General features: G+C 75.3%; 18 protein-coding genes. 7 read left to right on the forward strand and 11 right to left on the reverse strand.

From position 1 onward, the window contains the following. Window positions 1–58 precede the first annotated feature (58 nt). Window positions 59–991: an NADP-dependent oxidoreductase gene (locus tag RVR_RS02000; RefSeq protein WP_202232131.1), complete on the forward strand. Its 933-nt coding sequence runs from the start codon at window positions 59–61 to the stop codon at window positions 989–991. Here RVR_RS02000 and RVR_RS02005 read toward each other — a convergent pair. From RVR_RS02005 to RVR_RS02025, 5 genes are read right to left on the reverse strand one after another with little or no spacing between them, the layout of a single operon-like run. Then, complete coding sequence (locus RVR_RS02005; RefSeq protein ID WP_202232132.1) at window positions 978–1,853, reverse strand: STM4011 family radical SAM protein; 876 nt, start codon at window positions 1,851–1,853, stop codon at window positions 978–980. The genes RVR_RS02000 and RVR_RS02005 overlap by 14 nt on opposite strands. 4 nt (window positions 1,854–1,857) lie before the next feature. Then, window positions 1,858–3,204 (reverse strand): STM4012 family radical SAM protein, encoded by a 1,347-nt coding sequence (locus tag RVR_RS02010; RefSeq protein WP_202232133.1) that lies wholly within the window; start codon window positions 3,202–3,204, stop codon window positions 1,858–1,860. After that, window positions 3,201–4,016 carry an STM4013/SEN3800 family hydrolase gene (locus RVR_RS02015; protein WP_202238317.1) on the reverse strand — a complete coding sequence of 272 codons (816 nt, stop codon included), beginning with the start codon at window positions 4,014–4,016 and terminating at the stop codon, window positions 3,201–3,203. Before RVR_RS02015 ends, RVR_RS02010 begins: the two co-directional genes overlap by 4 nt. A gap of 7 nt (window positions 4,017–4,023) precedes the next feature. After that, on the reverse strand, window positions 4,024–5,286 hold the full coding sequence (locus tag RVR_RS02020) for an STM4014 family protein (RefSeq protein ID WP_202238318.1): 1,263 nt from the start codon (window positions 5,284–5,286) through the stop codon (window positions 4,024–4,026). Continuing rightward, window positions 5,286–6,245 (reverse strand): STM4015 family protein, encoded by a 960-nt coding sequence (locus tag RVR_RS02025; protein WP_202232134.1) that lies wholly within the window; start codon window positions 6,243–6,245, stop codon window positions 5,286–5,288. Before RVR_RS02025 ends, RVR_RS02020 begins: the two co-directional genes overlap by 1 nt. 254 nt (window positions 6,246–6,499) lie before the next feature. Here RVR_RS02025 and RVR_RS02030 point away from each other — a divergent pair, with 254 nt between their 5' ends. Together RVR_RS02030 and RVR_RS02035 are read left to right on the forward strand one after the other, a co-directional pair. Continuing rightward, a complete protein-coding gene (locus tag RVR_RS02030; protein WP_202232135.1) occupies window positions 6,500–6,826 on the forward strand; it encodes a hypothetical protein in 327 nt (108 codons plus the stop codon). 374 nt (window positions 6,827–7,200) lie between these two features. After that, window positions 7,201–8,304, forward strand: a complete 1,104-nt coding sequence (locus tag RVR_RS02035) for a DUF6745 domain-containing protein (protein WP_202238319.1) — start codon at window positions 7,201–7,203, stop codon at window positions 8,302–8,304. A gap of 90 nt (window positions 8,305–8,394) precedes the next feature. On the opposite strand, the gene RVR_RS02040 is transcribed toward RVR_RS02035, so the two are convergent. Then, the gene (locus RVR_RS02040) at window positions 8,395–8,910 is read right to left on the reverse strand and encodes a PaaI family thioesterase (protein ID WP_202232136.1); all 516 of its coding nucleotides are present in this window, start codon (window positions 8,908–8,910) and stop codon (window positions 8,395–8,397) included. A 68-nt stretch (window positions 8,911–8,978) separates the two neighbouring features. On the opposite strand from RVR_RS02040, the gene RVR_RS02045 reads away from it, so the two are divergent. Then, complete coding sequence (locus tag RVR_RS02045; protein WP_202232137.1) at window positions 8,979–10,316, forward strand: aminotransferase-like domain-containing protein; 1,338 nt, start codon at window positions 8,979–8,981, stop codon at window positions 10,314–10,316. A 221-nt stretch (window positions 10,317–10,537) separates the two neighbouring features. Here RVR_RS02045 and RVR_RS02050 read toward each other — a convergent pair whose 3' ends face one another. Beyond that, entirely contained in the window at window positions 10,538–11,506 is a 969-nt protein-coding gene (locus RVR_RS02050; RefSeq protein WP_202232138.1) for an LLM class F420-dependent oxidoreductase, read from the reverse strand. Window positions 11,507–11,512: 6 nt separating this feature from the next. Continuing rightward, window positions 11,513–12,460, reverse strand: coding sequence for a non-homologous end-joining DNA ligase (ligD, locus tag RVR_RS02055; RefSeq protein ID WP_202232139.1), 948 nt, complete (start codon window positions 12,458–12,460; stop codon window positions 11,513–11,515). A gap of 261 nt (window positions 12,461–12,721) precedes the next feature. Here ligD and RVR_RS02060 point away from each other — a divergent pair, with 261 nt between their 5' ends. Further along, a complete protein-coding gene (locus RVR_RS02060) occupies window positions 12,722–13,258 on the forward strand; it encodes a type 1 glutamine amidotransferase domain-containing protein (RefSeq protein ID WP_202232140.1) in 537 nt (178 codons plus the stop codon). A gap of 102 nt (window positions 13,259–13,360) precedes the next feature. On the opposite strand, the gene RVR_RS02065 is transcribed toward RVR_RS02060, so the two are convergent. The 3 genes from RVR_RS02065 to RVR_RS02075 all read right to left on the reverse strand — a co-directional run bounded on the left by RVR_RS02065 (window position 13,361) and on the right by RVR_RS02075 (window position 18,903). Further along, window positions 13,361–14,491, reverse strand: coding sequence for an SGNH/GDSL hydrolase family protein (locus tag RVR_RS02065; RefSeq protein WP_202232141.1), 1,131 nt, complete (start codon window positions 14,489–14,491; stop codon window positions 13,361–13,363). Between the two features lie 343 nt (window positions 14,492–14,834). Beyond that, window positions 14,835–17,375: a CBM35 domain-containing protein gene (locus RVR_RS02070; protein WP_202232142.1), complete on the reverse strand. Its 2,541-nt coding sequence runs from the start codon at window positions 17,373–17,375 to the stop codon at window positions 14,835–14,837. Window positions 17,376–17,865: 490 nt separating this feature from the next. Further along, window positions 17,866–18,903, reverse strand: coding sequence for an acetylxylan esterase (locus RVR_RS02075; RefSeq protein WP_202232143.1), 1,038 nt, complete (start codon window positions 18,901–18,903; stop codon window positions 17,866–17,868). 417 nt (window positions 18,904–19,320) lie between these two features. Here RVR_RS02075 and RVR_RS02080 point away from each other — a divergent pair, with 417 nt between their 5' ends. Both RVR_RS02080 and RVR_RS02085 read left to right on the forward strand, forming a co-directional pair. Next, window positions 19,321–20,337: an acetylxylan esterase gene (locus RVR_RS02080; protein ID WP_202232144.1), complete on the forward strand. Its 1,017-nt coding sequence runs from the start codon at window positions 19,321–19,323 to the stop codon at window positions 20,335–20,337. Next, the gene (locus RVR_RS02085; RefSeq protein WP_202232145.1) at window positions 20,327–22,696 is read left to right on the forward strand and encodes an FAD-dependent oxidoreductase; all 2,370 of its coding nucleotides are present in this window, start codon (window positions 20,327–20,329) and stop codon (window positions 22,694–22,696) included. The genes RVR_RS02080 and RVR_RS02085 overlap by 11 nt, the downstream gene beginning before the upstream one ends. Window positions 22,697–22,922: the final 226 nt, after the last annotated feature.

Genomic DNA, 22,922 nt, shown 5'->3' on the forward strand with positions numbered 1-22,922 from the left:
TCACTCGTGTTACGGTGATGAAACCAAGTCCCATCACTCGCCCGAGGAGTCCGCACCCATGAAGCGCATCCAGTACCACCAGTACGGCGGACCGGAGGTCATGCGGCTGGAGGACTTCGAACCGGCGCCGCTCGGCGCCGACGAGGTCCTCGTCCGTGTCCACGCCGCCGCGGCCAACCCGATGGACTTCGGCATCCGCGCCGGCCGCATGAAACACGTCACCGGCCGGCGTTTCCCCCGCGCGATGGGCTACGACCTCGCGGGCGTCGTCGAGTCCGTCGGCGACCGCGTCACCCGGCTGCGGGTCGGCGACGAGGTGCTCGGCGGGACACCGATCAAGACGGCCGGGGCGTTCGCCGAGGCGGTCGTGACGCAGGAGAAGTGCCTCGTGCACAAGCCCGGGGGGCTGTCCTTCGAGGACGCCGCCGCGATCCCGACCGTCGGCATCACCGCCCTCCAGGCCCTGGTCACCAAGGGGAAGCTGCAACCGGGCCAGGCCGTGTTCGTGCACAGCTGCCTCGGCGGGGTCGGCCGCTCCGCCGTGCAGATCGCCCTCGCCCACCGGGCCACGGTCGCGGGCAGTTGCCGGGACAGCGCCGGCGCCGAGGCACGCGACCTCGGCGTCGACCCGGTCGTCGGCTTCGACGTCGATCCCGACTCGCTCGCCGGGCGGTTCGACCTCGTCCTCGTCGCCGCCGGCACGCTCCCGTTCAGAGCCGCGCGGACGATGATCAAGCCGGGCGGCCGCATCATCAGCGTGCTGCCCACCCCGGCGAACCTCGCCCGGAGCGTGCTGCCCGGGCCGTTCCGCGCCTTGATCGCCCAGCCGGTCACCGAGGATCTGGAGACGGTCGCCCGGGCCGCCGCCGAGGGGACGCTGCGGCTGCCGATCGCCCGCACCGTGCCGCTCTCGCAGGCGGTCCCGGCGCTGACCGAACTGGAGCAGGGCGGCGCCGCGACCCGGGGCAAGCTGGTCATCACACCAGGGTGAGCCGCTCCCCCGGCGCGGGGACGGTGGCCGGGATGCGTTCCAGCACACCCCCGGCGAAGACGTCGTAGAGCGGCAGGGTGTTCAGGTGGACGTAGCCGATGTGGCAGTCACAGGCGGCCAGGGGGCAGGGGCGCGGCCGCAGGGCCGCGCGGAAGCCGCCGTCGTAGAGGTTGCCGAGCGGCGCGGGCACGAAGTGGCAGCGGCGCACGGTCCCCTCGCCGTCCACCGAGACCACCGACTCCCCCGTCCGGCAGGGCAGTCCGGCGCTGGCGTGCGGGTGCCTGCTGTAGGGGAACAGGGGGTCGAGGTCCGTCCACCGGCCGGCCTCCTCGTCGGTGTACGTGTGGCCCTCGGCCGCGTTGATCCACAGGTAGACGTGGTCGGGCAGGTCGGCGCGCAACCGCCGTGCCGCGTCGAGGTGTTCGGGCCGGCCGACGACGCCCACGCTGAACCGGACACCGCGCGCGGCCAGGTCCCGGCACTTGGCGAGGAACCGGTCGTAGGGGGTCTGGCCGGGGTGGTAGGTGCACCACAGCGCGAGGGTGTCGAGGTCGGCGCCGGCCAGCCACCCGGTGCGGCCGCTGAGGTTGGTCTGGATGGCGACGCGCCGCACGTGCGGCATCAGCGACAGTCCGGTCAGGGCGTCGCGGTACCAGGAGCGGACCAGGCCCTCGCCCCACGGCGTGAACAGGATCGACAGGCGGTCGCCGGTCTGCTGCCCGGCCCAGTGGGTGAAGCGCTCCAACGCGGCGCGGTCGGCCCGCAGTTGCTCTCCGGTGTCACGGCGCTTGGCGAACGGGCAGTACGGGCAGTCGTAGTCGCAGGAGGCGAGCGGTCCGCGGTAGAGCAGGGTCAGGTCCACGCCGTCACCTCCGCTCGTAGGCGGTCATCGCGGCGCGGACGGCCGGCGAGAACAGGGCGGGGCCGATCGCGTCGGAGTGGGCCAGCCCCTCGGGGGTCAGCCGCAGCGCGGTCCCGTCGTCGGTGAGCCAGCCGCGGTCGGCGAGGCGGTCGAGCACGTCGCCGAAGTGGTCGGCCGGCGCGGCGCCGAACCGGGCGCGGTACTCCGCGTGCTCCAGGCCCGCGGCCTGGAGCAGGGACTGGAGCAGGTGGCGCCGGCGGGCCTCGTCGCCGTCGACGCGGCGGCCGGTCTCGGCGTGCGCGAAGTCGGCCGCGGGGCGGGCGACGAAGTCGTCGATGATGCCGCGGATCTGGTGCATGCCCACGGCGTAGTCGAAGGAGTAGTGCAGCCCCGAGGTGTAGGAGCGGGCGCCGCAGCCCAGGCCGATCATGCCGTCGGTCTGGCAGGCGTAGTCGTCGGCGCCCTGCGGCGGGGCGTCGGCGCGGCGGAACATCCGCATGGACTGCTGCGCGTAGCCGTGGGCGAGCAGGTGGTCGCGGCCCGCACGGTACAGCCGCAGCCGCTGCTCGTCCCAGGCCGGGTCGGCTTCCTGGGTGGCGCGGCGGCCGAGGCCGGTCAGCGGGCGGACGTAGAGCGGGTAGAGGTACAGCTCCTCGGGCCGCCAGGCGAGGGCCGCGTCCAGGGATGCGCGCCAGGTGCGCTCGGTCTGGCCGTCGATGCCGTAGATGAGGTCGATGTTGAGGACGGGTATCGCTGCGTCGCGGACGCGTCCGAGCGCGTCCTCGACGTCGGCGCGCCGCTGGGGGCGGACGGCGGCACGCGCCTCCGCGTCCACGAAGCTCTGCACGCCGAGGCTGAGCCGGGTGGTGCCGCGGTCGGCGAGCACGCCGAGGCGGTCGGCGGTGGCGGTGGCCGGGGACGCCTCCACGGACAGCGGGACGGCGCGCAGGTCGGCCCCCATGCGCCGCTCGGCGATGTCGCACAGGCGCTCCAGCTCCGCGGCGGTGAGGAAGGTGGGGGTGCCGCCGCCGAACGCGGCGGTGGCGAACCGGGCTTCGCCGTCGAGGGCGGCGCGCACCGCGCCGGCCTGCCGCTCCAGCGCGTCGAGGTAGGCGCCGGTGAGGCCGTCGGGGGCGCCGACCCGGGTGAAGAGGTTGCAGAAGCCGCAGCGGACCTCGCAGAAGGGGACGTGCAGGTAGAGCGAGAGGCTGTCCTGCGGCTCGCCCGCCCACAGGTCGCGCAGCGCGGGCCGCTCGGGCAGCGGCCGGTAGGCGGTCTTGTGCGGGTAGGCGTAGACGTAGCTCTGGTACGGGCCGCCGTCGAGGGCGGTGCGGGGTGGGGCGACGGTCATCGGTCGGCCTCCGACGGGTCGAGGAAGAAGTGGGCGTAGGGCACGGTCCACACGGACGGGTGGCCGAGCCGGTGGCCGGTGTAGCCGTCGTCGCCGTAGGCGGTGCCGTGGTCGGAGCAGACGATCGCGAAGCAGCGGCGCCTGCTGCTCGCGGCGGCGAACAGTCGCCCGATGTGCCGGTCGACGTATTCCAGTGCGGCGGCATGGGTGGCGCGGCTGTCGCCGGCCTCGCGCCCGGCGCCGGGCAGGTGGAACCAGTTCGGCTGGTGCAGGGCGGAGACGTTGACGAAGAGGAACAGCTTCCGCTCGGGCGGCAGGGCGCGCACCACGTCCTGCGCGCACGCCACCTGGTGCTCGAACGAGGTGGGCGAGGTGACGCCGAAGTCCGGTGTCCAGTGGGCTTCGTGGAAGAGGCCGGGCAGGACGGAGCCGAGCGGGCCCCGCTGGTTGAAGAAGCCGACCCCGCCGACGCAGGCGGTGTGGTAGCCGGCGGCGGCCAGGCCGGAGACGAGGTCGGGCGTGTCGTAGACGTAGGTGCCGGGCGCGGTGGTCTCGCTGCCGGCGAAGCGCGCGGCGAACAGCCGCGCGTGCGGTCCGGGGGTGGCCGGGGTCGGCAGGAAGCCGGCGAAGATCGCCTGGTGGGAGGCGTAGGTGAAGCTGCCGGGGGCGTGCCGCTCCTCCCACCGGCCGCCGGGGAGGTGGCGGGCCAGGTGCGGGATGCGGCCCTGCTCGGCCAGTTCGGCGGCGACGTCGTGGCGCAGCGTGTCCAGGGTGACCAGGAGGAGGTCGTGGCTGCCGACCACCTCGGTCATGTCCGGCTCAGCGGCCGGAGGGGAGGCGGGCATCCGTGGGTCCTTCGCGGTGCGGGGCGGGCGGGCTGTACGGGGCCGGCGGGCGCGGTGGGCGGTGCGCCCCGGCCGCCCGGCCGGAGTCGGGCGCGGGGGGCCGGCGGGGTCCGGCCCCGGCGGCCGGCTCCGCGTGCGGCCGCAGGATCTCCGCGACCTGGGCGGCGTACGTGTCCCGTCCCTCGGCGCCGCTGCCGGGCAGTCCGGTGAGGCCGGGCAGCAGGTCGCCGAAGGCGTTGACCTCGCCGACGGCGGCCCGGCGCCAGCCGACCGCCGGCAGCAGGTCCACGCCGACGCACAGGGTCCGGGGGAAGCAGGCGGCGGCCCGCTCGCACACGTCGAGCAGGTCGCTCCAGCGGGCGCCGGCCGCCTCGACCGCGGCGCGCGCGGCGTCGAGGTCGCCGCGCCGCCCGCCCAGGTGGAGGTTGGTCAGCGGGGAGCGGCTGGTGCGCACCACGGCGTGGGTGGCGCGTCCGCCGACCACGACGACCCGCAGGTCGGCGGCGCGGCCGGTCTGGGACGCCTTGGGCAGCCAGCGTTCCAGGTGCAGCCCGTCGGGGGCGAGCGCGTCCACGATCGCGGCGACGTCGGCCTCGCCGTCGTAGCGCCGCACCTTCAGGGAGTTGTGCAGGTGGCCGTCGGCGGCGCGCTCCACCGAGGTGGTGGCCCGCACCCTTCCGCCTCCGGCGGTCTCGACGGCGAGCACGCCGGAGGCGGACGAGCCGTGCGCGGGCTTCACGAACACCCGGGGCAGGCGGTGCGCGCGCATCAGCTCCCGGACGTCGTCCCACCCGCGCACCGGGGCCGCGCCGGGCCCGGACGTCGGCGACGCGGGGACGGGCACGCCGGCGGCGCGCAGGACCGCATGGCAGCGCCGCTTGTCGAACAGCACGGCGAGGTCGTCCGGGTCGTCCAGCCGGCGGCCGCCGCGCAGGCCGGCGACGGCGGCCAGGAAGCCGGCGTACCAGCGGGCGGAGCCGTCCACGCGGGTGGGGGCGTGCCCCTCCCCGCGCAGCCGGCGGTCCACCTCGTCGTCCTCCCCCGGCGAGTCGAGCCGCACGACCTCACGCGCGTCGAAGTCGGCCCCGCCGTCGCGCAGGACGTCGCGCCAGGCGACGACGCGCGGGGCGGGCAGCCCGGCGGCCCGGACGGCGTCCGCGAAGAGGGTCACGCGCCGGTTGCCGGGGTTGCCGACGACGGCCAGGCGCGGGGCGGCGCCACTCGCCGGGGAGGCCATCACTCGCCCACGGAGACGTAGCGCCAGACGGTGCCGTCGCTTTCCGTGTCCTCGTCGGCGTCGTCCTTGTCGAGGTCCAGCTCGACGCCGGCCGGGCGCAGGGTCTCGGCGAGGCGGTTCCGCATCGGCTCGCTGAGGTAGTGGTGGTGCAGGTCGAGCCTGGCGAGGTGGGTCAGCGGCTGGCCGGCGAGCAGCGCGCCGGCGCCCTCGTCGGTGAGCACACCCATGGACAGGTCCAGCTCCTCCAGCCGGGCCACGACCGGCGCCGCGGCCACCGCCGCCGCGACCGCGTCCTGCATCTCGCTGTTGCGCAGCGCCAGGTGGCGCAGGTTCGGGAAGCGGGCGCCGGACAGGATGCCCTCCAGGTCCGTCACCTCGCTGTCGCCGCCGTAGTCGGGGGTGCCGAGCCACAGGTCGAGGTGTTCCAGGGCGGGCAGGTCGCTGGCGGCGACGCCCCGCACCACCTCGGCGGGCAGCCCGCCGGTCTCCATGACCAGGCGGCGCAGGGCGGCGTGCTTCACGGCGGGGAAGACGAGGTCGGTGCCGCCGCGCACACCCAGCTCCGCCAGCTCCGGGTAGGCGTCGAGCAGCGGGGTGATGTCACCTTGGTGGATCCAGGAGATCTCGCACTCCTCCATCACCATGTCGCCGACGAACACCGCGCGCAGCGCGGGGAAGCGGTCGCGGGCACCGGTCAGCGCGTTCACCACCGGCTCGCACGAGCTGTCGTACGCCTCCTCCCAGGCACCCACGATCAGCGCCTTCACCCGGGTGGTGTCGACGGTCTCGCAGAACCGGGCGAAGGCGGCCGGCCAGTCCTCCTCGGAGTCGTAGACCTCGCCCCGGACGCGCCAGGCCACGGCGTCGGGGTCTGGCAGGTCGGCCACGGGTGCGTCGCGGCCCGGGAAGTCGTACGCGGGCAGCCCGTGCAGCTCGTCGAGGTGGTCACCGATGGTCATGCGCCTGCTCCTGGGAAGGGTCGGGTGGTGCGTGGTGACCGCAGTTCTACCAACCGGGTCCGACAACGCGCGTCCAGGGGTGTCCGGGGCGGCCCGAGGGCGGCCCCGGAGGCGGCCCGTGGCTGGCCGCACCGCCAACGTGCCCGGCGGGCGGGGCCGTTGGCGGGGGGCCGTGGTAGGCCGGTTGTCGGTGCCCGGCCCTACGGTCGTGGACGGAGGGCAGGCGCGCGGTGCGCCGCCGGAGGAGGTGTGCCGTGTACCGGCAGGGAGACGTGCTGATGGTGCCCGTGGCGGAGGAGGCGGTGCCCGCGCACGTGGCCGCGGCGCGCCGTGAGCCGCGCGACGGGCGGGGCCGGCTGGTGCTGGCGCTGGGAGAGGTCACCGGCCACGCGCACGCCGTGGTCGGGCCGGGCGAACTGGTCCGGGAGCCGGGGCCGTTCGGGCCGTTCCTGCTCCATCTCCCGCAGGGCGGGCGGGTGGTCCACGAGGAGCACGCGACGATCACGCTGCCGCGCGGCTGGTTCCGGGTGATCCGGCAGCGGGAGTACGTGCCGGGGTCGGTGCGGATCGTGGCGGACTGAGCGGGACGCGCGCGCCGGCGTGACGCGGGGACGGAGGGACACGGGGTTCCCCGCGGGCGCGGCGGCGAACACGTCGGAGGCACCGGACGGCAGGGCGGCCCGGGGGCGGCGGTGCTGCCGGGCCATGGGAAGAGCGAGTGGACGGGAAGGCGAGGAGCGCGGTGGACGTGGTGGAGACGACGGTGGAGACGGTGGGCGCGGCGGAGGCGGCGGGCCCGGGCGGCGGCGTGACGGTGGGCGGTGCCGGCCCGGAGGCAGGCTCGGGTACAGGCCCGCAGGCAGGCTCGGGCACGGGTACGGAGACCGGCACGGGTACGGAGACCGGCACGGGTACGGGGACCGCCTCGGGTGCGGAGACCGCCTCGGGTGAGGGGGTGCCGGACGAGCTGCTGCGGCGCTGGCGCGCCTGCTCCTCGGCGACCGGACCGGCCGACCGGGCCGCCGCCGAGCGCGGCATACGGCTCGCCTACACGCGCGCCGGGCTGCCGGAGCCGGAGCGGATCGTGTGGGTCGGCTCGCCCCGCGCGGCCGTCGACGTGCTGCGCGCCCTCGCCGACGCCGGGCCGAGCGTGCGCGACCGGGTGCGTACGGCGCCGTGGGCCGCCGAACGGGCGCGCCTGAACGCCGACTTGGGCGCGGCCGGGTGGTCCGCGCACTGGAGCGCGACCGGCGGCCGGCTGTGGGAGACGACGCACGCGCTGGTCGACCGCATCCGGCAGGGGGTCGTCGAGGAGCTGGCGGGCACCGGCCCGTCCGCGCCCGGGGACACGGCCTCGGGAGCATCCGGGGGCGCTGCCGGGAGCGGCCCCGCCGCGGTCGACCGCGCCGCGCGGCAGGACAGCGCCCGGGTGGAGGCCGAGGTCCGGCTGCTGCTGCTCGACGCGGTGCTCGGCCAGCACGACGCCCCCTGGCTCGCGGCCTTCCCCGCCGACCGGGCTCCGCTGGACGGACTCGCCGAGGTGTGCCGCACCGCCGGCTGGTGGTGGCCCTTCGCCCGGGTCGCGGTGGTGAGCGAGCGCCCGGTCGCCCTGCACCGCGACGAGGCCGGCCGGCTCGACCACGGCGAGGGCCCCGCGCTCGCCTACCCGGACGGCTTCGCCCTCCACGCGTGGCGCGGCATGCCGGTGTCGGCGGCGTTCCTCGCCGAGCTGCGGACGCTGACCCCGGACCGTATCCGCGCGGAGGAGAACGCCGAGCTGCGGCGGGTGATGCTGGAGTACTACGGGTACGACCGCTACCTCACCGAGTCCGGCGCCCGCCCGCTGCACCGCGACGAGACCGGCGTCCTGTGGCGGATCGACCTCGCCGGCGACGAGCCGGTGGTGATGGTGGAGGTGGTCAACTCCACTCCCGAACCGGACGGCACCCACCGCACGTACTGGCTGCGCGTCCCGCCGGCGACCCGCACGGCCCGCGCGGGCGTCGCCTGGACGTTCGGGGTGTCCGAGGAGGAGTACCGGCCGATGCGGCAGACCTGAGCGCCGTCCGCCCCGGGCGCGGCGCCCGGGGCGGACAGGGCGGACAGGACGGACGAGGTGGAGGTGGTGGACGGGGTGGACGGGATGCCGTCAGCGGCCGGCGGCCTCGTCGCCGCGCAGCGTCATCACCGCGCTGGTGACGGTGGCGACCGGCTTGCCGTCCGGGCGGCTGATCTCGCACGCGTAGTGCGTGAGGGTGCGGCCGCTGTGGGTCGGGTGGGCCCGGGCGAGGAGTTCGCCGGTCCAGGCCGGCCGCAGGAAGGTGGCCTTCAGGTCGATGCTGGTGAACGACTCCCCCGGGCCCACCAGCGTGGAGCGCGCGGTGCCGATGGCCGCGTCCGCCAGCTCGACCAGGAACCCGCCGTGCACGGTGCCCTGCTGGTTGCCGTGCAGGTCGGTGTCGGCCAGCACCCGCAGCGTGGCCGTGCCCGCGCCGACCTCGACGATCTCGAAGCCGAGCAGCCGGGAGATCGCGGTCGGGTAGCGCATGGGGGTGCGGTGGCCGGGCTCCAGGGTGCCGGCGAGCTGGCGCCGCAGGTAGTCCAGCACCGGCAGGTCCGGGGCCGCGGCGCCGGGGGCCGCGAAGTGGGTCGCGTTCTGCTCCATGCGGCCCACCCTAGGCGCCCGTTGCAGTACATTGGGACGATTGTCATGGATACAAGGTGGTCCCGCCCATGTCCCGCCCCCCGCGTTACAAGGCCGTCGTGGACGGCTTCGCCGCCGCGATCCGCTCCGGCGAACTGCCGCCGGGCACCCGCCTGCCCACCCACCGCACGCTCGCACGCGAGCACGGCATCGCGCTGGCCACCGCGACGCGGGTCTACGGCGAGCTGACCGCGGCCGGGCTCGTCGCCGGCGAGCCGGGGCGCGGCACCTTCGTCCGCGACCGGTCCGGGTACGACGGGCTCGACGCGCGCCGCATCCCGCGCGGCCGGCGCGTCGCGGACCTCTCCTTCAACCAGCCGCTCGCGCCGGGCCAGGGCGACGAGTTGCGCGAGGCGCTGCGCCGGCTGGCGGCGAGCGGCGACATCGCGTCGCTGCTCGGGCAGCACCCGGTGGGCGGCCGTGCCACCGACCGCGCGGCGGTGGCCACGCACCTGCTGGACGCGGGGCTCGACGTGCCGCCCGACGCGGTCCTGCTCACCGCGGGGGCGCAGCACGCCCTCGACACCGCGGTGCGCGCGCTGGCCCGGCCCGGCGACGTCATCGCGGTGGACGCGCTCACCTATCCCGGGATCAAGCTGGCCGCGGACGTGCACGGCGTCGAACTCGCGGCGGTGCCGCACACGGTGGAGGGCATGGACCTGGACGCGCTGGCGGCGCTCGCCGGGCGCCGCCGGCTGGCGGCGGTCTACACGATGCCGACCCTGCACAACCCGCTCGGCACCGTCGCCTCCGCCGCCCACCGCCTCGCGCTGGCGGACCTGGCGCGACGCGCCGACCTGACACTGATCGAGGACGGGACGTACGCCTTCCTGCTTCCGGGTCCGGCGCCGTTGCAGGCCCTGGCACCGGAACGCACCGTCCACCTCGCCGGGTTGTCCAAGAGCGTCGCGGCCGGGCTGCGCTTCGGCCACCTGGTCGCGCCCCCGGCGTACGTCCCGGCGCTGACCCGCGTGCTGCGCGCGTCCACCTGGGGGCTGCCGCCGCTCGTCACCGCGCTGGCGACCGGGTGGATCGCCGACGGCACCGTCCGGGGCCTTGCGGAGGACCGGCGCCAGGACGCGCGGGCCCGCCAGGAGGTGGCCCAGCGGGTGCTGGGCGGGCTCGACTACCGGGCCCATCCGGCCGCGCCGTTCGGCTGGTTGGGCCTGCCCGCGACACCCGGGCGGGCCGCGGGGGCCGCGCGTGCCCTGGCGGAACGGGGCGTGCTGGTGTCGACCTCGGACGCCTTCGCGGTCGGGACGTCCTCGCCCCGCCCGGCCCTGCGCCTCGCGCTGGCCTCACCCCGGTCGCACCTGCGCCTGGAGGACGCCCTGCGGCAGGTGCGCGCCACTGCGGCCACGCCCTGAGCGGTCCGCGCTCGGCAACCTGCCCACGGCGCGGGCAGGTTCGGACGCCCGCCGTGAAGTGGTCGCGGGTGTCGGTGGTGAGCACGTTGGGGTTCTCCAGCGCGGCGAAGTGGCCACCGCGCCCGGCGACCCGCCACCGGGGCGGGCCGGGTGTCGGTCATCGGGCCGTGGTCCCAGGGCCGTTCACGGCCGCCTGCCGGCTGCTGCCGGCCGCGCGGGCGTCACAGGGCGTCGCGCAGTGCGGGCAGCAGGGTCCGCTCGGCCCAGTCCAGGAACGGCTGCTGGTGGGCGCCGCCGATCTGGATCAGCGCGATCTCGTCGAAGCCCGCGTCGGCGTACGGGCGCACCGCGTCCACGAACGCCCCGACGTCGTCGCCGCACGGGATGGACCGGGCGACGTCCTCGGGCCGGACGAACTGCGTGGCGCCGGCGAACCCGGCGGTGCCGGGGAGCTCCGCGTTGACCTTCCACCCGTTGCCGAACCAGCGGAACTGCTCGTGCGCCCGGGCGACCGCCGCCTCGCGGTCGGGGTCGTAGCACACCGGCAACTGGCCGACCCGCGGCTTGCCCGCTCCCCCTTCGCGGTCGAACGCCTCCAGCAGGCCGCGGTCCGGCTCGGTGGCGATGACCAGGTCGGCGAGGCGCCCGGCCAGAGCGCACGACCGCGGACCGGAGACCGCCACGCCGATCGGCGGGGGCGTGTCCGGCAGGTCCCACAACCGGGCGCCGCGCACCTCGAAGTGCGGCCCGTGGTGGTCGAGTTCGGCCCCGTCGAGCAGCGCCCTGATGATGCCCACCGCCTCCTCGAACCTCTCCAGCCGCGTCGCCACCGGCGGCCAGCCGCCGCCCGCCACGTGCTCGTTGAGGTTCTCGCCGGAGCCGAGCCCGAGCCGGAAGCGGCCTTCGGACAGCAGGTGGACCGTCGCCGCCTTCTGCGCGACGACCGCCGGGTGGTAGCGGGTGGTCGGGCACGTCACGTACGTCATCAGCGGGATGCGCTCGGTGGCCTGCGCGGCCGCGCCGAGCACGCTCCACGCGTACGGCGCGTGGCCCTGCGCGTCCAGCCAGGGGGAGTAGTGGTCGGAGGTGACGGAGAAGTCGAAGCCGGCGCGTTCCGCGCCCACCACGTGTTCCACGAGGTCACGCGGTCCCGCCTGCTCGGTCATCATCGTGTAGCCGAGCTGCACCATGCCGCATCATCCTTCCGGTCGGTGGTCCGCGTCGCGCAGCGCCTCCAGCCGGCGCGCGGCCGGCCCGAGCGAGCGCCCGCGGCGCAGTGCGGTGTCCTGCCAGGGGTCGGGTCCGCGCAGGCGGGCGCCGATGTCCCGCAGGGTCCAGCGCCGTGCCGTGGTGGCCGGATCGTCCACCTCGGCCCAGGTCAGCGGCATGGCCACGGGTGCGCCGGGCCGGGCACGCACGGCGTACGGTGCGACGGAGGTCTGGGCGTAGCCGTTGCGGCCGACGTCGAGGAAGAGCCGGCCGCGCCGGGCCGCCTTGCGGGTCTCGGTGGTGAGCTGCCCGGGGTGCCGGGCCGCGAGCGTGGCGGCGACGTCGCGGGCGAAGCGCAGCACCTCGTCCGCGGGGGCGCGCCGGTCCAGCGGCACCAGCAGGTGCAGGCCGCGGGAGCCGGTGGTCATCACCGCGCAGGGCAGCCGCAGGTCGGCGAGCAGGGCGCGCAGCAGCCGGGCGCTCCCGCGCACCGGACCGAAGTCGTCCTCGGCCGGGTCGAGGTCGAAGACGAGGCGGTCGGGGTGGTGCGGCCGGTCGGCCCGGGACAGCCAGCGGTGCGGGGTGACGCACGCCTGCGACGCCGCGTACAGGAGTGTGGCGGTGTCGTCGCAGACCAGGTGGGTGAGGGTGCCGTGCTCCTTCGGCACCGTGGCGCGGTGGACCCAGTCGGGGAAGTGCCGCGGCACGTCCTTCTGCATGAAGGACCCGCCCTCGACGCCGTCCGGGCGGCGCTCCAGCATCAGCGGCCGTCCCCGCAGGTGCGGGAGCATGCGGGGCGCGACCGCGCGGTAGTACGCGACCAGGTCGGCCTTGGTGAGCCCGTCGTCGGGGAAGAGCACCTTGTCCGGCCGGTTCAGGCGTACGGTGTGCCGTCCGCCGCGCACCGTGGTCGCCGTGTCCGTCGTCGAGGCCATCAGCCGCCCTCCGCTCGTCGGCCCGCTCCGTCGCGTGGGGACGCGTCCCGTCGTGCCGCCGGCCCCGGCAGCGCACGTGCCGAAGCCGCCGACCGTCCTCGGGTACCCGGTGCCCGCGGTCCGACACGTGCGCGCCGCCGCCGGGCGGACGGCGGCGGGGGGCGGACGGCGGCGAGGGGCGGGGGCCGTTTCCGGTGCGGCGGTGTGGGTACCCGGTGGAACGCACCGGACCGAGTGAAGCCGACGAGAGGGTGTGATGTCGTGCGTGCCGCTTTCCTGACCGCTACCGAGGGTGTCGAGCAGGTGGAGCTGACCTCGCCGTGGCAGGCGTTGTCCGACAAGGGGGTGACCCCCACGCTGATCGCGCCCGAGGCGGGTGAGGTGCAGGCGTTCCGGCACCTGGACAAGGCCGACACCTTCCCGTCCGACCTGACGGTGGACGAGGCGTCGGTGGACGACTTCGACGTGCTGGTGCTGCCCGGCGGCGTGGCCAACCCCGACGCGTTGCGCCAGGACGCCAAGGCGCTCGACCTCGTGCGCGGCTTCTTCGCGGCGGGCAAGCCGGTCGCGGCGATCTGCCACGCCCCCTGGACGCTCCTGGAGGCCGACACCGTGCGCGGCCGGACCCTCACCTCGTGGCCGAGCCTGCGCACCGACCTGCTCAACGCGGGAGCCACCTGGGTGGACGAGCAGGTCGAGGTGTGCACGGCCGGGCCGAACACCCTGATCACCAGTCGCAAGCCGGACGACCTGCCGGCGTTCAACCGCGCGGTCCTCCAGGAACTCGGCGCGGCCTGAGGGGTCCGGCGGGGCCGGCCGGCCCCGACCCCACCGGCCCGTCCCGCGACGCAGGACGCCGCGGGCCGGGCCGGTGGGGTGCGGGTGGCCGGGTGAACGGGGCTACGTGACCGGGAGGGTGGTCCACTTCTGGGCGTTGGTGCCGTTGCAGTCCCACAGCCGGAGCTGGGTGTTGTCCACCGTGGAGGAGTTCGGGTCGTCCAGGCACCGCCCGGACTGCGGGTTCCGGTAGCCGCCGTCGTAAGGCTGCCAGACCTGCGAGCCGGTGCCGTTGCAGTCGTAGAGCTGCACGAGCGTGCCGTTCGCGGTGCCGCCGCCGGTGGCGTCCGCGCACTTGCCGTAGACCTGGAGGGTTCCGTCGCTGCGGCGGGTCCACCACTGCGCGTTGGTGTTGTTGCAGCCGCGCACCTCGATGGGGGTGCCGTTGTCGGTCAGGGCGTGGTCGTCGTTGAGGCACTTGCCGGCGATGCCGGAGTACACCACGCCGCTGGCGCCGGGGGCGCCGATCCAGCCGGCCGCGTCGGCGGCCTGGATACCGCTGTCGAACGCGTCGGCCATCTTCTGGTAGCCGCTGTCCTTGGGGTGCAGCGGGTCCGACAGGTCGGAGGCGGTCAGCGCGCCCATGTTGACGTAGCGGACGTGCTTGCCGGCCGCCTGCTCGTCCCGGGCGATGCCCGGCACGTCCGCGTTGAACGCCGGGCGATAGGGCTCCTCGATGGAGTTGGTCGACACGATCAGCGTGGCGAGCAGCACCGTGACGCCCGGGTCGTCGGCGGTGATCTGGTCCACCAGGGCGTGCAGCCGCTGCGTGGCGGTGGAGACCTCGTACGCCTGGTTGAGGTCGTTCGTGCCGATCATCAGCGTGATGACGTTGGGCCGGTAGATGCTGAGCGTCGAGTCGGCGATGCCGGCGATCTGGTCGATCCGCCAGCCGCGGTGGCCCTCGTTGTCCGGGTCCGCCATGGTGCCGCTCTGGAGGCCGCCGACGAAGTCGACCGTGTGGCCCTCGCCGGTGAGTTCGTCACGCAGCGGGATGCGGTAGCCGTTGCCGCTGCTGCTGCCGACACCCCAGGTGATCGAGTCGCCCAGCGGCATCACCCGCAGCGCGGCCGGTGCGGTGGCCGAGGCGGGTGCGGCCGACGGGGCCGCGGCCGACGCGTTCGGGGCGAGCGCGCCGACGGCCGCCAGGAGCGCGGCGGCTCCCGTCGCGGCCGCCGCGAGGAGTCTTCTCATCTGCTGTACTCACCTTCCGTGGGGGGCCGCGGCCGCCGCGCCGAGCGCGTCGTGCCGGCGGCCTTGGCCGGGTGGTGCCGGAGCCGCCCGCGCGTCTGCGGGCGGTGGTGCCCAGTGCTCGGTGGTACGGATCAGTGCTTCGGTGGTACCGATCGCCCGACCACCAGCGGAGTACGGGTTCGTGCGGACGGGGCCGGCGCCGGGCCGTGGTTCCCGCGGCCGGCACCGCGGACGGACCGGTCGGCGCGGCGGGCCCCCGCCCTGCGGGCGACCGTGCGGACCGGGGCTCCCCGCTGCCACGGGGCGCCCCGGTCCCGGCGCCGCCGAGGCGGCGCCGCCGGCGTCAGCGGGAGATCGCGACGACTGCCTCGTTCCCGGCGCCCGCGGTGACGGCCACGGAGAAGATCCCCGTGGACGCCGTGTAGGTGACGGCCCCGACGCTGCCGGTGGTCGCGGTGACGGTCGGCTTGCTCGGCGCGTAGCCGTGCAGCGTGACCGGCGCCTCGCCGGCGGCGAAGGAGACGGTGGTGCGCACGGTCCCGTCGTCGCTGAGGTTCTTGATGCGCTTGTCGCCGTGCGCGACGAACTTGCCCGCGTCGCCGAGGAAGGCGATCCCGGACGGCCCGACCGGCGCCACCACCCAGTAGGTGCCGGTGGAGACGGTCGCCTTGACGCTGCCGCCGGCGGCGACGAGCGCGCCGGTGCCCGCGAAGTAGTCGTAGGCGTACGCCTGCCCGCCGACGCCGGCCTCGGCCAGCGTGAAGGAGGCGCTCTGGACCGGGCCGGTGGCGATCGTGCCCTGGGTCACGCCGAGCCAGTCGATGTTGCCGCCGCTGGCGCCGGTGACGGTGGCGCGCACGGTGTTGGCGCCCTTGGCGAGCTTCGCGGTCAGCCCGACGACGGTCCAGGTGGTCCACCATCCGGTCGAGGGGAACGACAGGGTCTGCGCGGCGGCGCCGTTGACCGAGACCGCCAGCGGGCGGTCGGTGAACGAGGCGTTGGCGTAGCGGAACTGGAGGGTGTAGGTGCCGGCCGCGGGCGCGGTCACCGTCCACTGGACGTAGTCGCCGGTGTCGTGCTGGAAGTCGGCGTAACCGCTGCCGGTGTAGCCGGAGTTGTCGGTGCCGACCGTCGCACCGGACAGGGTGGCGCTCTCGGCCTGGTAGACCTGCTGCGGGGCCGGGGTCTGGCGGGCGTAGGCGAAGACGTAGCCGTAGCCGAGGCCGCCGGCGTGCTGGACGTGGGTGGTCGCCACCATCGCGGGCAGCTTCCCGGCCGCCTCGGCGACGTAGGTCGCGTCCGTGGGGACGATCGGCGAGTCCGGCTTGACGATGATCCCGTCGGCGCGGGCCACCTGGAAGAGGTTCTCGGCGTTGACCTTGCCCAGCGCGTCGCCGACGCCCACCGGCCCCGCGGACAGGTTGGCCAGCAGCAGGTTGTTGGTCTCGCCGCTCATGAACACGTCGACCCAGGGCCAGATCCCCAGCGACGCGGCGAACTGCGAGTCGTACAGGAACATGTCCCACTTGGGCCTGTCGAAGCGGTCGTCGCTGACCCGGATCGTGGTGAGGTTCGGGTAGCGGACGCTTTGCAGGTAGTCGCGCGGCAGCGCCATGCAGTACTGGAGGTCCATGCCGTTGGCCGCCGCCTGGTGGGCCATGTTGTCGAAGAAGGCGTCGGCGTCGGTGAGGTTCTCGGCGGGCTTGGCGTTGTTGCACAGCCAGTCCTGCTCGTAGACCACGACGCCGCCCTCCTTGAGGTAGGCCATGATCTCCTGCCACCACCCCGGGTCGATGACCACGTTGCCGGAGAACGCGTAGTCGTCGTGGTACGGGCTGGACTTGTCCATCCACCGGGCGTGCGTGACCAGCGGCATGCCGAGGTCCTTGCGGAACGCGGCGAGGCCGTCGGGGAACAGTTCCGCGTCCGCCTCGTAGAGTGAGGTGCCGTCGGGCAGGTCGTTCCAGTCGCCGTTCGGGCCCTTGGGGTACCACCAGCTGTCGAGCTGCATGTAGCCCATCGGGATCTTCTGCGCGGCCCACTCGTCGCGCACCGCGAGGAGGGTGCCGGTGTAGCCCTTGGACGCGTCGAACTTGTAGTAGTAGTCGGCGCCGTTGTCGGTCCAGTAGCCCAGGGTGCTCAGCACGATGCCCGTGTCGTTGGCCGGCACCGTCTTGCCCGCGAGCGTGCGCACCGCGTTGCCCCAGGCGCGGTAGGCGGCGCCGACGCCGTCCTTCGTGGTCAGGATCGTCTTGCGGGTGTAGCCGGCCGGCAGGCTGCCGACGGCGCTGACCACGCCCGCCGCGATCGCCCCGCTGGACGCCTTGCTGGTCTGCGCCTCCTGGAAGTGGTCGGCGGCCGAGAGCACGAAGGTGTTGCCCGCGTCGTCGAAGAAGACCCACGGGCTGTCGGACGCGCCCGCGAAGGTGTTGAACTGGGGCCGCCCGAAGCAGTCGCTGTGGCTCAACTGGTGGGCCAGGGACGGGTAGGAGGTGAAGGTGGGGAAGGGCGAGGCGTTCGCCGCGGCCTTCACGTAGGTGTCGGTGAACACCACCGCGGAGGCGCTGTCGTAGACGCGGATGCCGCCCTTGCGGGCGCCCGACTGGAAGGTGAAGGTCGTCTCGGTGTACGTCCCGAGGGCGTCCGATCCGGAGGCGGTGGCGATGCCGGTGGCGGCGCCGACCGAACCGCCGAAGCTCCAGCCCAGCGCGCTCGCCGTGACCTTCCAGGCGCCCGACGCGCTCACCGTCCCGCTCAGGACGTGCGGCTTCGCCGCCGCGCCGTCGGCGCTCGCCCGCGCCACCCCGCCGGCCAGCGGCAGGGCCAGGGCGGCCGAGCCGACTCCGGCGGCCCTGATGAAGACGCGACGGCTGATTCCGGTCATGGGGTGCTCCTCGTCTCGTTGCGGGGCAGCGACGTGCGCGCGGCGCGGAGGCAAGCGGCCGTGTTCGCTGAGGTGCTGAGGTTCGCTGAGGTGCTGGGGAAGTGCGCGTGACGGTGGTGCGCAGGTGAACGCCGCACAGAGGACGGCGGCGGTGCCCGTCCGGTACGGGGAGGCTGCGGCTCATCCCGGTGGGGGGATGACGCTCAGTGTGCAGCGGTGCGCGTTTTCAGGTCAAGACGCGCGACGAAGAAACACGGGCGACATCGGTTCACCCATGTGAAGAGGAAGCCGGAGAGTGTCCCTCTCCCACGTTGTAATCGCGCTCTCAACCCACTCAGGTTCATACTGTCGTTCGGCGTTCATGTACGCGACCGTTGTGGAGGCTCCTCCGCGGCCGCGCCGCCCCTCGCCCGCGCCGCGGCCCCCGGGATGCCGCGCCCCTTCCGTCCCGCCCGCACCACCCGGCGGTCACGGATCGTCACCTTGGACGTCAGGGGGCGGTGCGGGCGAAGAAGGCGCGGATCGCGGACCGGAGCAGGGCGTGCTGGGCCGCGTCGTCGGGGTGGTCGAAGTAGTGGCCGAACGGCATGACGTACAACTCCTTCGGCCCGGCGAGGTTGTTGAAGACCGCGAACTGGCCGGGCGGGGGGACGTACGCGTCGAAGAGGGCCGCACCGACGTGGACCGGGATGCGCAGGTGGCGGGCGGCGGTGGCCGCGTCGAAGTAGGCGACGACGTCCAGGACGGACGGGTCGCAGAGGTACCGCTCGCGCACGTGGGAACCGCTGCCCAGGCACTCCAGGCCGACCCGCAGGAGGTGGTTGCCGAAGCTCGGCACGGTGAGCTGGCCGGAGGTGAACCGCTCGTCCCACGGCAGCGCCAGCGCGCCGATGCCGCCGCCGAAACTGGTGCCCTGGAAGTCCAGCCGCAGGCTCCGGGTGGCCGGCACCAGTTCGTGCAGCGCCGTCACGGCGCACCACACGTCCGCGGCGCACCCGCCGTGCACGTACGTCCCGCGCGACGCGATCCCCTGGAGGACGTGCGGAGTGCCGATGTCCGGCATCTCGCTGAGCGCGGGCAGCCCGCGCAGGCACGGCTGCACCGCCGCCACGCCGTCGATCGGCAGCCGCGGGTCCGGCGCCGCCCGGCCGCCGTAGCCGTGCGCCACCACCGCGGCGCGACTCGGCTCGGCGTCGGCCGGCAGCGTGAGCCAGCCGCCCAGCCGCACCCCGCCGAGCGAGGTGTAGCTGATCCGGTACGCCACCAGGGCGGGGCCGTCCGGGGCGCCGCCACCCGCGGACCCGTCGTCCGGGCCGGCGCCGCGCCGCCAGCCGTCGTCCAGGCGCTCCTCGATCCGCGCGTCCACCCGGACTTCGCGGCACCGCTCGTACAGGTCCCGCCAGAACGCGGCGAAGTCGTCGGGCTCGTTGTCCGGACCGGGCACCGCGGTGAGCGCGTCGAGGTCGTGGCCGTAGGTCGGGTCGAAGGGGTACGGGTGCGTTCGGGGCGGCATCGGGCGGCGCGCCATCGGTGTCTCCGTGAGGGGTCGGGCGGCCCGGGCGGGCCGGCTGCGGCATGTCCGTCGGCGTCCCCGGCGGCTCCCGGGCAGACGCGTACCCGGCCGCTTCCGGCGGGTCGCCGCACCCCCGGGACGACCTCGCCGGCAGGCGGACGCCCCGCGGCACGCTGCCAGAAAGCGCACTCTCCATGCAAACCCTCCCCGGCTTCTGGACTGCGCCATTGACATGGAAAGCGCTTACTCCTAGCGTTCCGGGGCGGGCGCACCGCGCCCGGACCACCGCCTGCCCGAAGCCCGTCCGCCACCCGCCGCCGCGCCCGCGCGCCGCCCGTCCCGCCACCCGCCCGGAGCCGTCCGTCCGCGGTCGCCCTCCCCCGGGCGCCCGCCCCCGGACGCGTCGGCGCCGCACCCGACAGAGAGTCGCTGATGCCCGCATTCGACCTGCCGCTGGAAGAACTCCGCCGGTACCGCCCCGAGCAGCCGGAGCCCGACGACTTCGACGCCTTCTGGACCGGCACCCTCGAAGAGGCCCGCGCGGTGCCCGTCGGGGCCCGCTTCGCCCCGTTCGAGGCGCCGTTGAGCGGGGTGGAGGTGTTCGACGCCACGTTCGCCGGGTACGGCGGCCACCCGGTGAAGGGCTGGCTGCTGCTGCCGGCGGGCGGCGAGGGTCCGCTGCCGGCGGTGGTGAAGTACATCGGCTACAACGGCGGCCGCGGCCTGCCGCACGAGCACCTGCTGTGGCCCGCGGCCGGCTTCGCCTGCCTCGTGATGGACTCCCGCGGCCAGGGCAGCGGCGGCTCGGTCGGCGACACCCCGGACCCGGTGGGCAGCGCCCCCGCGCACCCCGGCCAGATGACCCGCGGGATCGGCGACCGGGACGGCTACTACTACCGGCGGCTGTTCACCGACGCAGTCCGCGCGGTGGAGGCGGTGCGCGCTCACCCGCGGGTGGACCCCTCCCGCGTCGCGGTGACCGGCGGCAGCCAGGGCGGCGGCATCACCCTGGCCGTGGCCGGACTGGTGCCCGGCCTCGCCGCGGTGGCGGTGGACGTGCCGTTCCTGTGCCACTTCCCGCGCGCCCTGCGCGTCGCCGGGAGCGGTCCGTACCGCGAGATCGCCGCCTACCTGCGCGCGCACCGCGATCACGTCGACGCCGCCTTCCGCACGCTGGCGTACTTCGACGGGGCCCACTTCGCCGCGCGCGCCACCGCGCCCGCGCTGTTCTCCGTCGCCCTGGAGGACACCACCTGCCCGCCCTCCACGGTCTTCGCGGCCTACAACTCCTACCGCGGCGCCGACAAGGCGATCGAGGTCTACCCGTTCAACGACCACGAGGGCGGCGGTCCCTTCCAGACGCTGCGCCAGCTCGAGTGGCTGCCGGCGCGGTGCGCGGGCCCGGCGACGGCGGGCGTCGCGGTGACGGGGGCCGGCCGTGCGCACTGAAGAGCGTGACCACGACGTCGTGGTGGTCGGCGGCGGGCTGGCCGGGGTGTGCGCGGCGGTGGCCGCGGCGCGCCTGGGCCGCAGCGTGGCGCTGGTGCACAACCGGCCGGTGCTGGGCGGGAACTCCAGCAGCGAGGTGCGGGTGTGGGTGTGCGGGGCGACCGCGCACGGCGTGCACCGCTACGCGCGGGAGACCGGCATCATGGGCGAGCTGTACACCGAGAACCAGTACCGCAACCCCGAGGGCAACCCGCACTACTGGGACCAGGTCGTCCTGGACGCGGTGCTGGCCGAGCCGCTGGTCGACCTGTACCTGAACACCGACGTGCGGGAGGTCGCGGCGGACGGGCCGCAGGAGGCGCGGACCGTGCGGTCCGTCACCGGGTGGACCATGGGCGCCGAGCGCACCACGGTCTTCCGTGCCGCCCAGTTCCTGGACTGCACCGGCGACGGCCTGGTCGGGCACCTGGCCGGCGCCCGCTACCGGATCGGCCGCGAGGCGCGCTCACAGTACGGCGAGAGCTGGGCCCCGGAGGTCGCCGACGAGGCGCTGCTGGGCTCCACGATCCTGTTCTCCACCAAGGACGCCGGCCGCCCGGTGAAGTTCGTCGCGCCCTCCTACGCCAAGGACCTGGCCACCACGCCGATCCTGCGCAACCGGGTGCTGCGCACCGGGGACAACGGCTGCGACTACTGGTGGATCGAGTGGGGCGGCGAGCTGGACACCGTCCACGACAACGAGCGCATCCGCGACGAACTCCAGTCGGTGGTCATGGGCGTGTGGGACCACATCAAGAACTCCGGCGAGTTCGACGCGGCGAACCTGACGCTGGAGTGGGCCGGGTCGCTGCCCGGCAAGCGCGAGTACCGGCGGTTCGTCGGCGACCACACGCTGACCCAGCAGGACATCCTCGGACAGCGGCAGTTCGCCGACCGCGTCGCCTTCGGCGGCTGGTCGGTGGACCTGCACCCGGTGCAGGGGATGTACGCCGAGGAGCCCGGCGCCCGCCAGCGGTACGCCGACGGGGTCTTCCACATCCCCCTGCGCTGCCTGTACTCCGCCAACGTCACCAACCTGCTGTTCGCCGGGCGGAACATCTCCGCGACCCACATCGCGTTCGGCGCCACCCGCGTCATGGCGACCTGCGCGACGCTCGGCGAGGCCGCCGGCACCGCCGCCGCGCTGTGCGCCGAGCACCGGCTCACCCCACGGGAACTCGCCCACGACCGCGCCGGCCTGGTCGCCCAGACGCTGCTGCGCCAGGACGCCTCGGTGATCGGCGTCCGCAACACCGACCCCGGCGACCTGGCCCGCGGCGCCCGGGTCACCGCCTCCTCCACCCAGGACGTCCTCGGCACCCCGCGGGGCGGGGCGCGGGCGGACGGCGCCGCACCGGAGGGAGTGCGGCCGGAGGACGCCGGGGCGGACGGGGCGCGGGCGGAGGACGCCGGGGCGGACGGGGCGCGGGCGGAACCGTACCCGCTCGCCCGGGACGTCGCGCTGCTGCTGCCGGCCGACCCCGCGCTGGACGCGGTGGAACTGCTGGCCCGCACGCGCGAACCCGGGGGCGCCGAGCTGACGGTGGAGCTGTGGGGCACCGGACTCCCGGAGAACGGGGTCCCCGCCGACCACCTGGCCACCGTCACGGTGCCGGTGCCGCCCGGCGGGCCGCACTGGGTCCGCGCGCGGTTCGACCACCGGCCGGCGCGGCCGCACAACGTCGTGGTCGTGGTCCGCGCCCGCCGGGACACGGACCTGTACCTGGGGGACGGGCGGGTGGACGGCGTGCTGTCGCTGCGCCGCCGGGCCGAGGGCGACGCAGCGGTGGACCACGACATCCCCGAGGAGGACGGGCAGAACGTGCTGGAGTGGTCGGCCCGCGAGCTGCGCCGCCGCTCGTTCTGCTTCCACGCCGAGCCGCCCACCGCCGCGTTCGCGCCGGACCGCGCCGTCGGCGGCTACCAGCGGCCGTACGGCGGGCCCCAGATGTGGTCCTCGGCCGAGCTGGCCGATCCCGCGGACGCGGACGAGTGGCTCCAGTTGGAGTGGGACGGGCCCGTCGTCCTGCGCACCGTCCAGGTGGTGTTCGACGACGACGTGGACGAGTACCTCAACAACCTGCACCGGCACCGCACCCCGTTCGAGGTCATGCCGGAACTCGTCAGGGACTACCGGGTGCTGGTGCGCGGCGAGGACGGGCGGTGGCGGACGGTGGAGACGGTCCGCGGCAACCGGCGCCGCCACCGCGTCCACCGCCTCGCCGAGCCGGTGCGGGCCGGCGCGCTGCGGATCGCGGTGGACGCCGTCCACGGCGCGCGGCACGCCCACGTGGTCGCGGTCCGCGCGTACGAGGAGTAGGCGCGCACGAGGGGTCGGCGCGGACGGGTGCACCGGCGCGGAGGAGGGATCGGCGCGGACGGGAGGGGCCCGGGCGGCCGGCCCCGAGGCCGCGGTGGGCGAGGGCACCGAGCCGGCCGGCCGGGGCCGGCGGACCGGAGGCACGTACCGGGCGGCGCCCCCGGTCGCGGGAACCGGGGGCGCCACGGGCCCGTCTACGGCTGCGGCGGGAGCAGGCCCTAAGGTT

Source organism: Streptomyces sp. SN-593, from assembly GCF_016756395.1.
Taxonomy (GTDB): domain Bacteria; phylum Actinomycetota; class Actinomycetes; order Streptomycetales; family Streptomycetaceae; genus Actinacidiphila; species Actinacidiphila reveromycinica.

Excerpts from the sequence above, each read along its gene's own strand:
- RVR_RS02000 (WP_202232131.1), top strand. The coding sequence starts at position 59 with ATGAAGCGCATCCAGTACCACCAGTACGGCGGACCGGAGGTCATGCGG.
- RVR_RS02010 (WP_202232133.1), bottom strand. The coding sequence starts at position 3,204 with ATGACCGTCGCCCCACCCCGCACCGCCCTCGACGGCGGCCCGTACCAG.
- RVR_RS02015 (WP_202238317.1), bottom strand. The coding sequence starts at position 4,016 with ATGACCGAGGTGGTCGGCAGCCACGACCTCCTCCTGGTCACCCTGGAC.
- RVR_RS02020 (WP_202238318.1), bottom strand. The coding sequence starts at position 5,286 with ATGGCCTCCCCGGCGAGTGGCGCCGCCCCGCGCCTGGCCGTCGTCGGC.
- RVR_RS02025 (WP_202232134.1), bottom strand. The coding sequence starts at position 6,245 with ATGACCATCGGTGACCACCTCGACGAGCTGCACGGGCTGCCCGCGTAC.
- RVR_RS02040 (WP_202232136.1), bottom strand. The coding sequence starts at position 8,910 with ATGGAGCAGAACGCGACCCACTTCGCGGCCCCCGGCGCCGCGGCCCCG.
- RVR_RS02045 (WP_202232137.1), top strand. The coding sequence starts at position 8,979 with ATGTCCCGCCCCCCGCGTTACAAGGCCGTCGTGGACGGCTTCGCCGCC.
- RVR_RS02050 (WP_202232138.1), bottom strand. The coding sequence starts at position 11,506 with ATGGTGCAGCTCGGCTACACGATGATGACCGAGCAGGCGGGACCGCGT.
- ligD (WP_202232139.1), bottom strand. The coding sequence starts at position 12,460 with ATGGCCTCGACGACGGACACGGCGACCACGGTGCGCGGCGGACGGCAC.
- RVR_RS02065 (WP_202232141.1), bottom strand. The coding sequence starts at position 14,491 with ATGAGAAGACTCCTCGCGGCGGCCGCGACGGGAGCCGCCGCGCTCCTG.
- RVR_RS02070 (WP_202232142.1), bottom strand. The coding sequence starts at position 17,375 with ATGACCGGAATCAGCCGTCGCGTCTTCATCAGGGCCGCCGGAGTCGGC.
- RVR_RS02075 (WP_202232143.1), bottom strand. The coding sequence starts at position 18,903 with ATGGCGCGCCGCCCGATGCCGCCCCGAACGCACCCGTACCCCTTCGAC.
- RVR_RS02080 (WP_202232144.1), top strand. The coding sequence starts at position 19,321 with ATGCCCGCATTCGACCTGCCGCTGGAAGAACTCCGCCGGTACCGCCCC.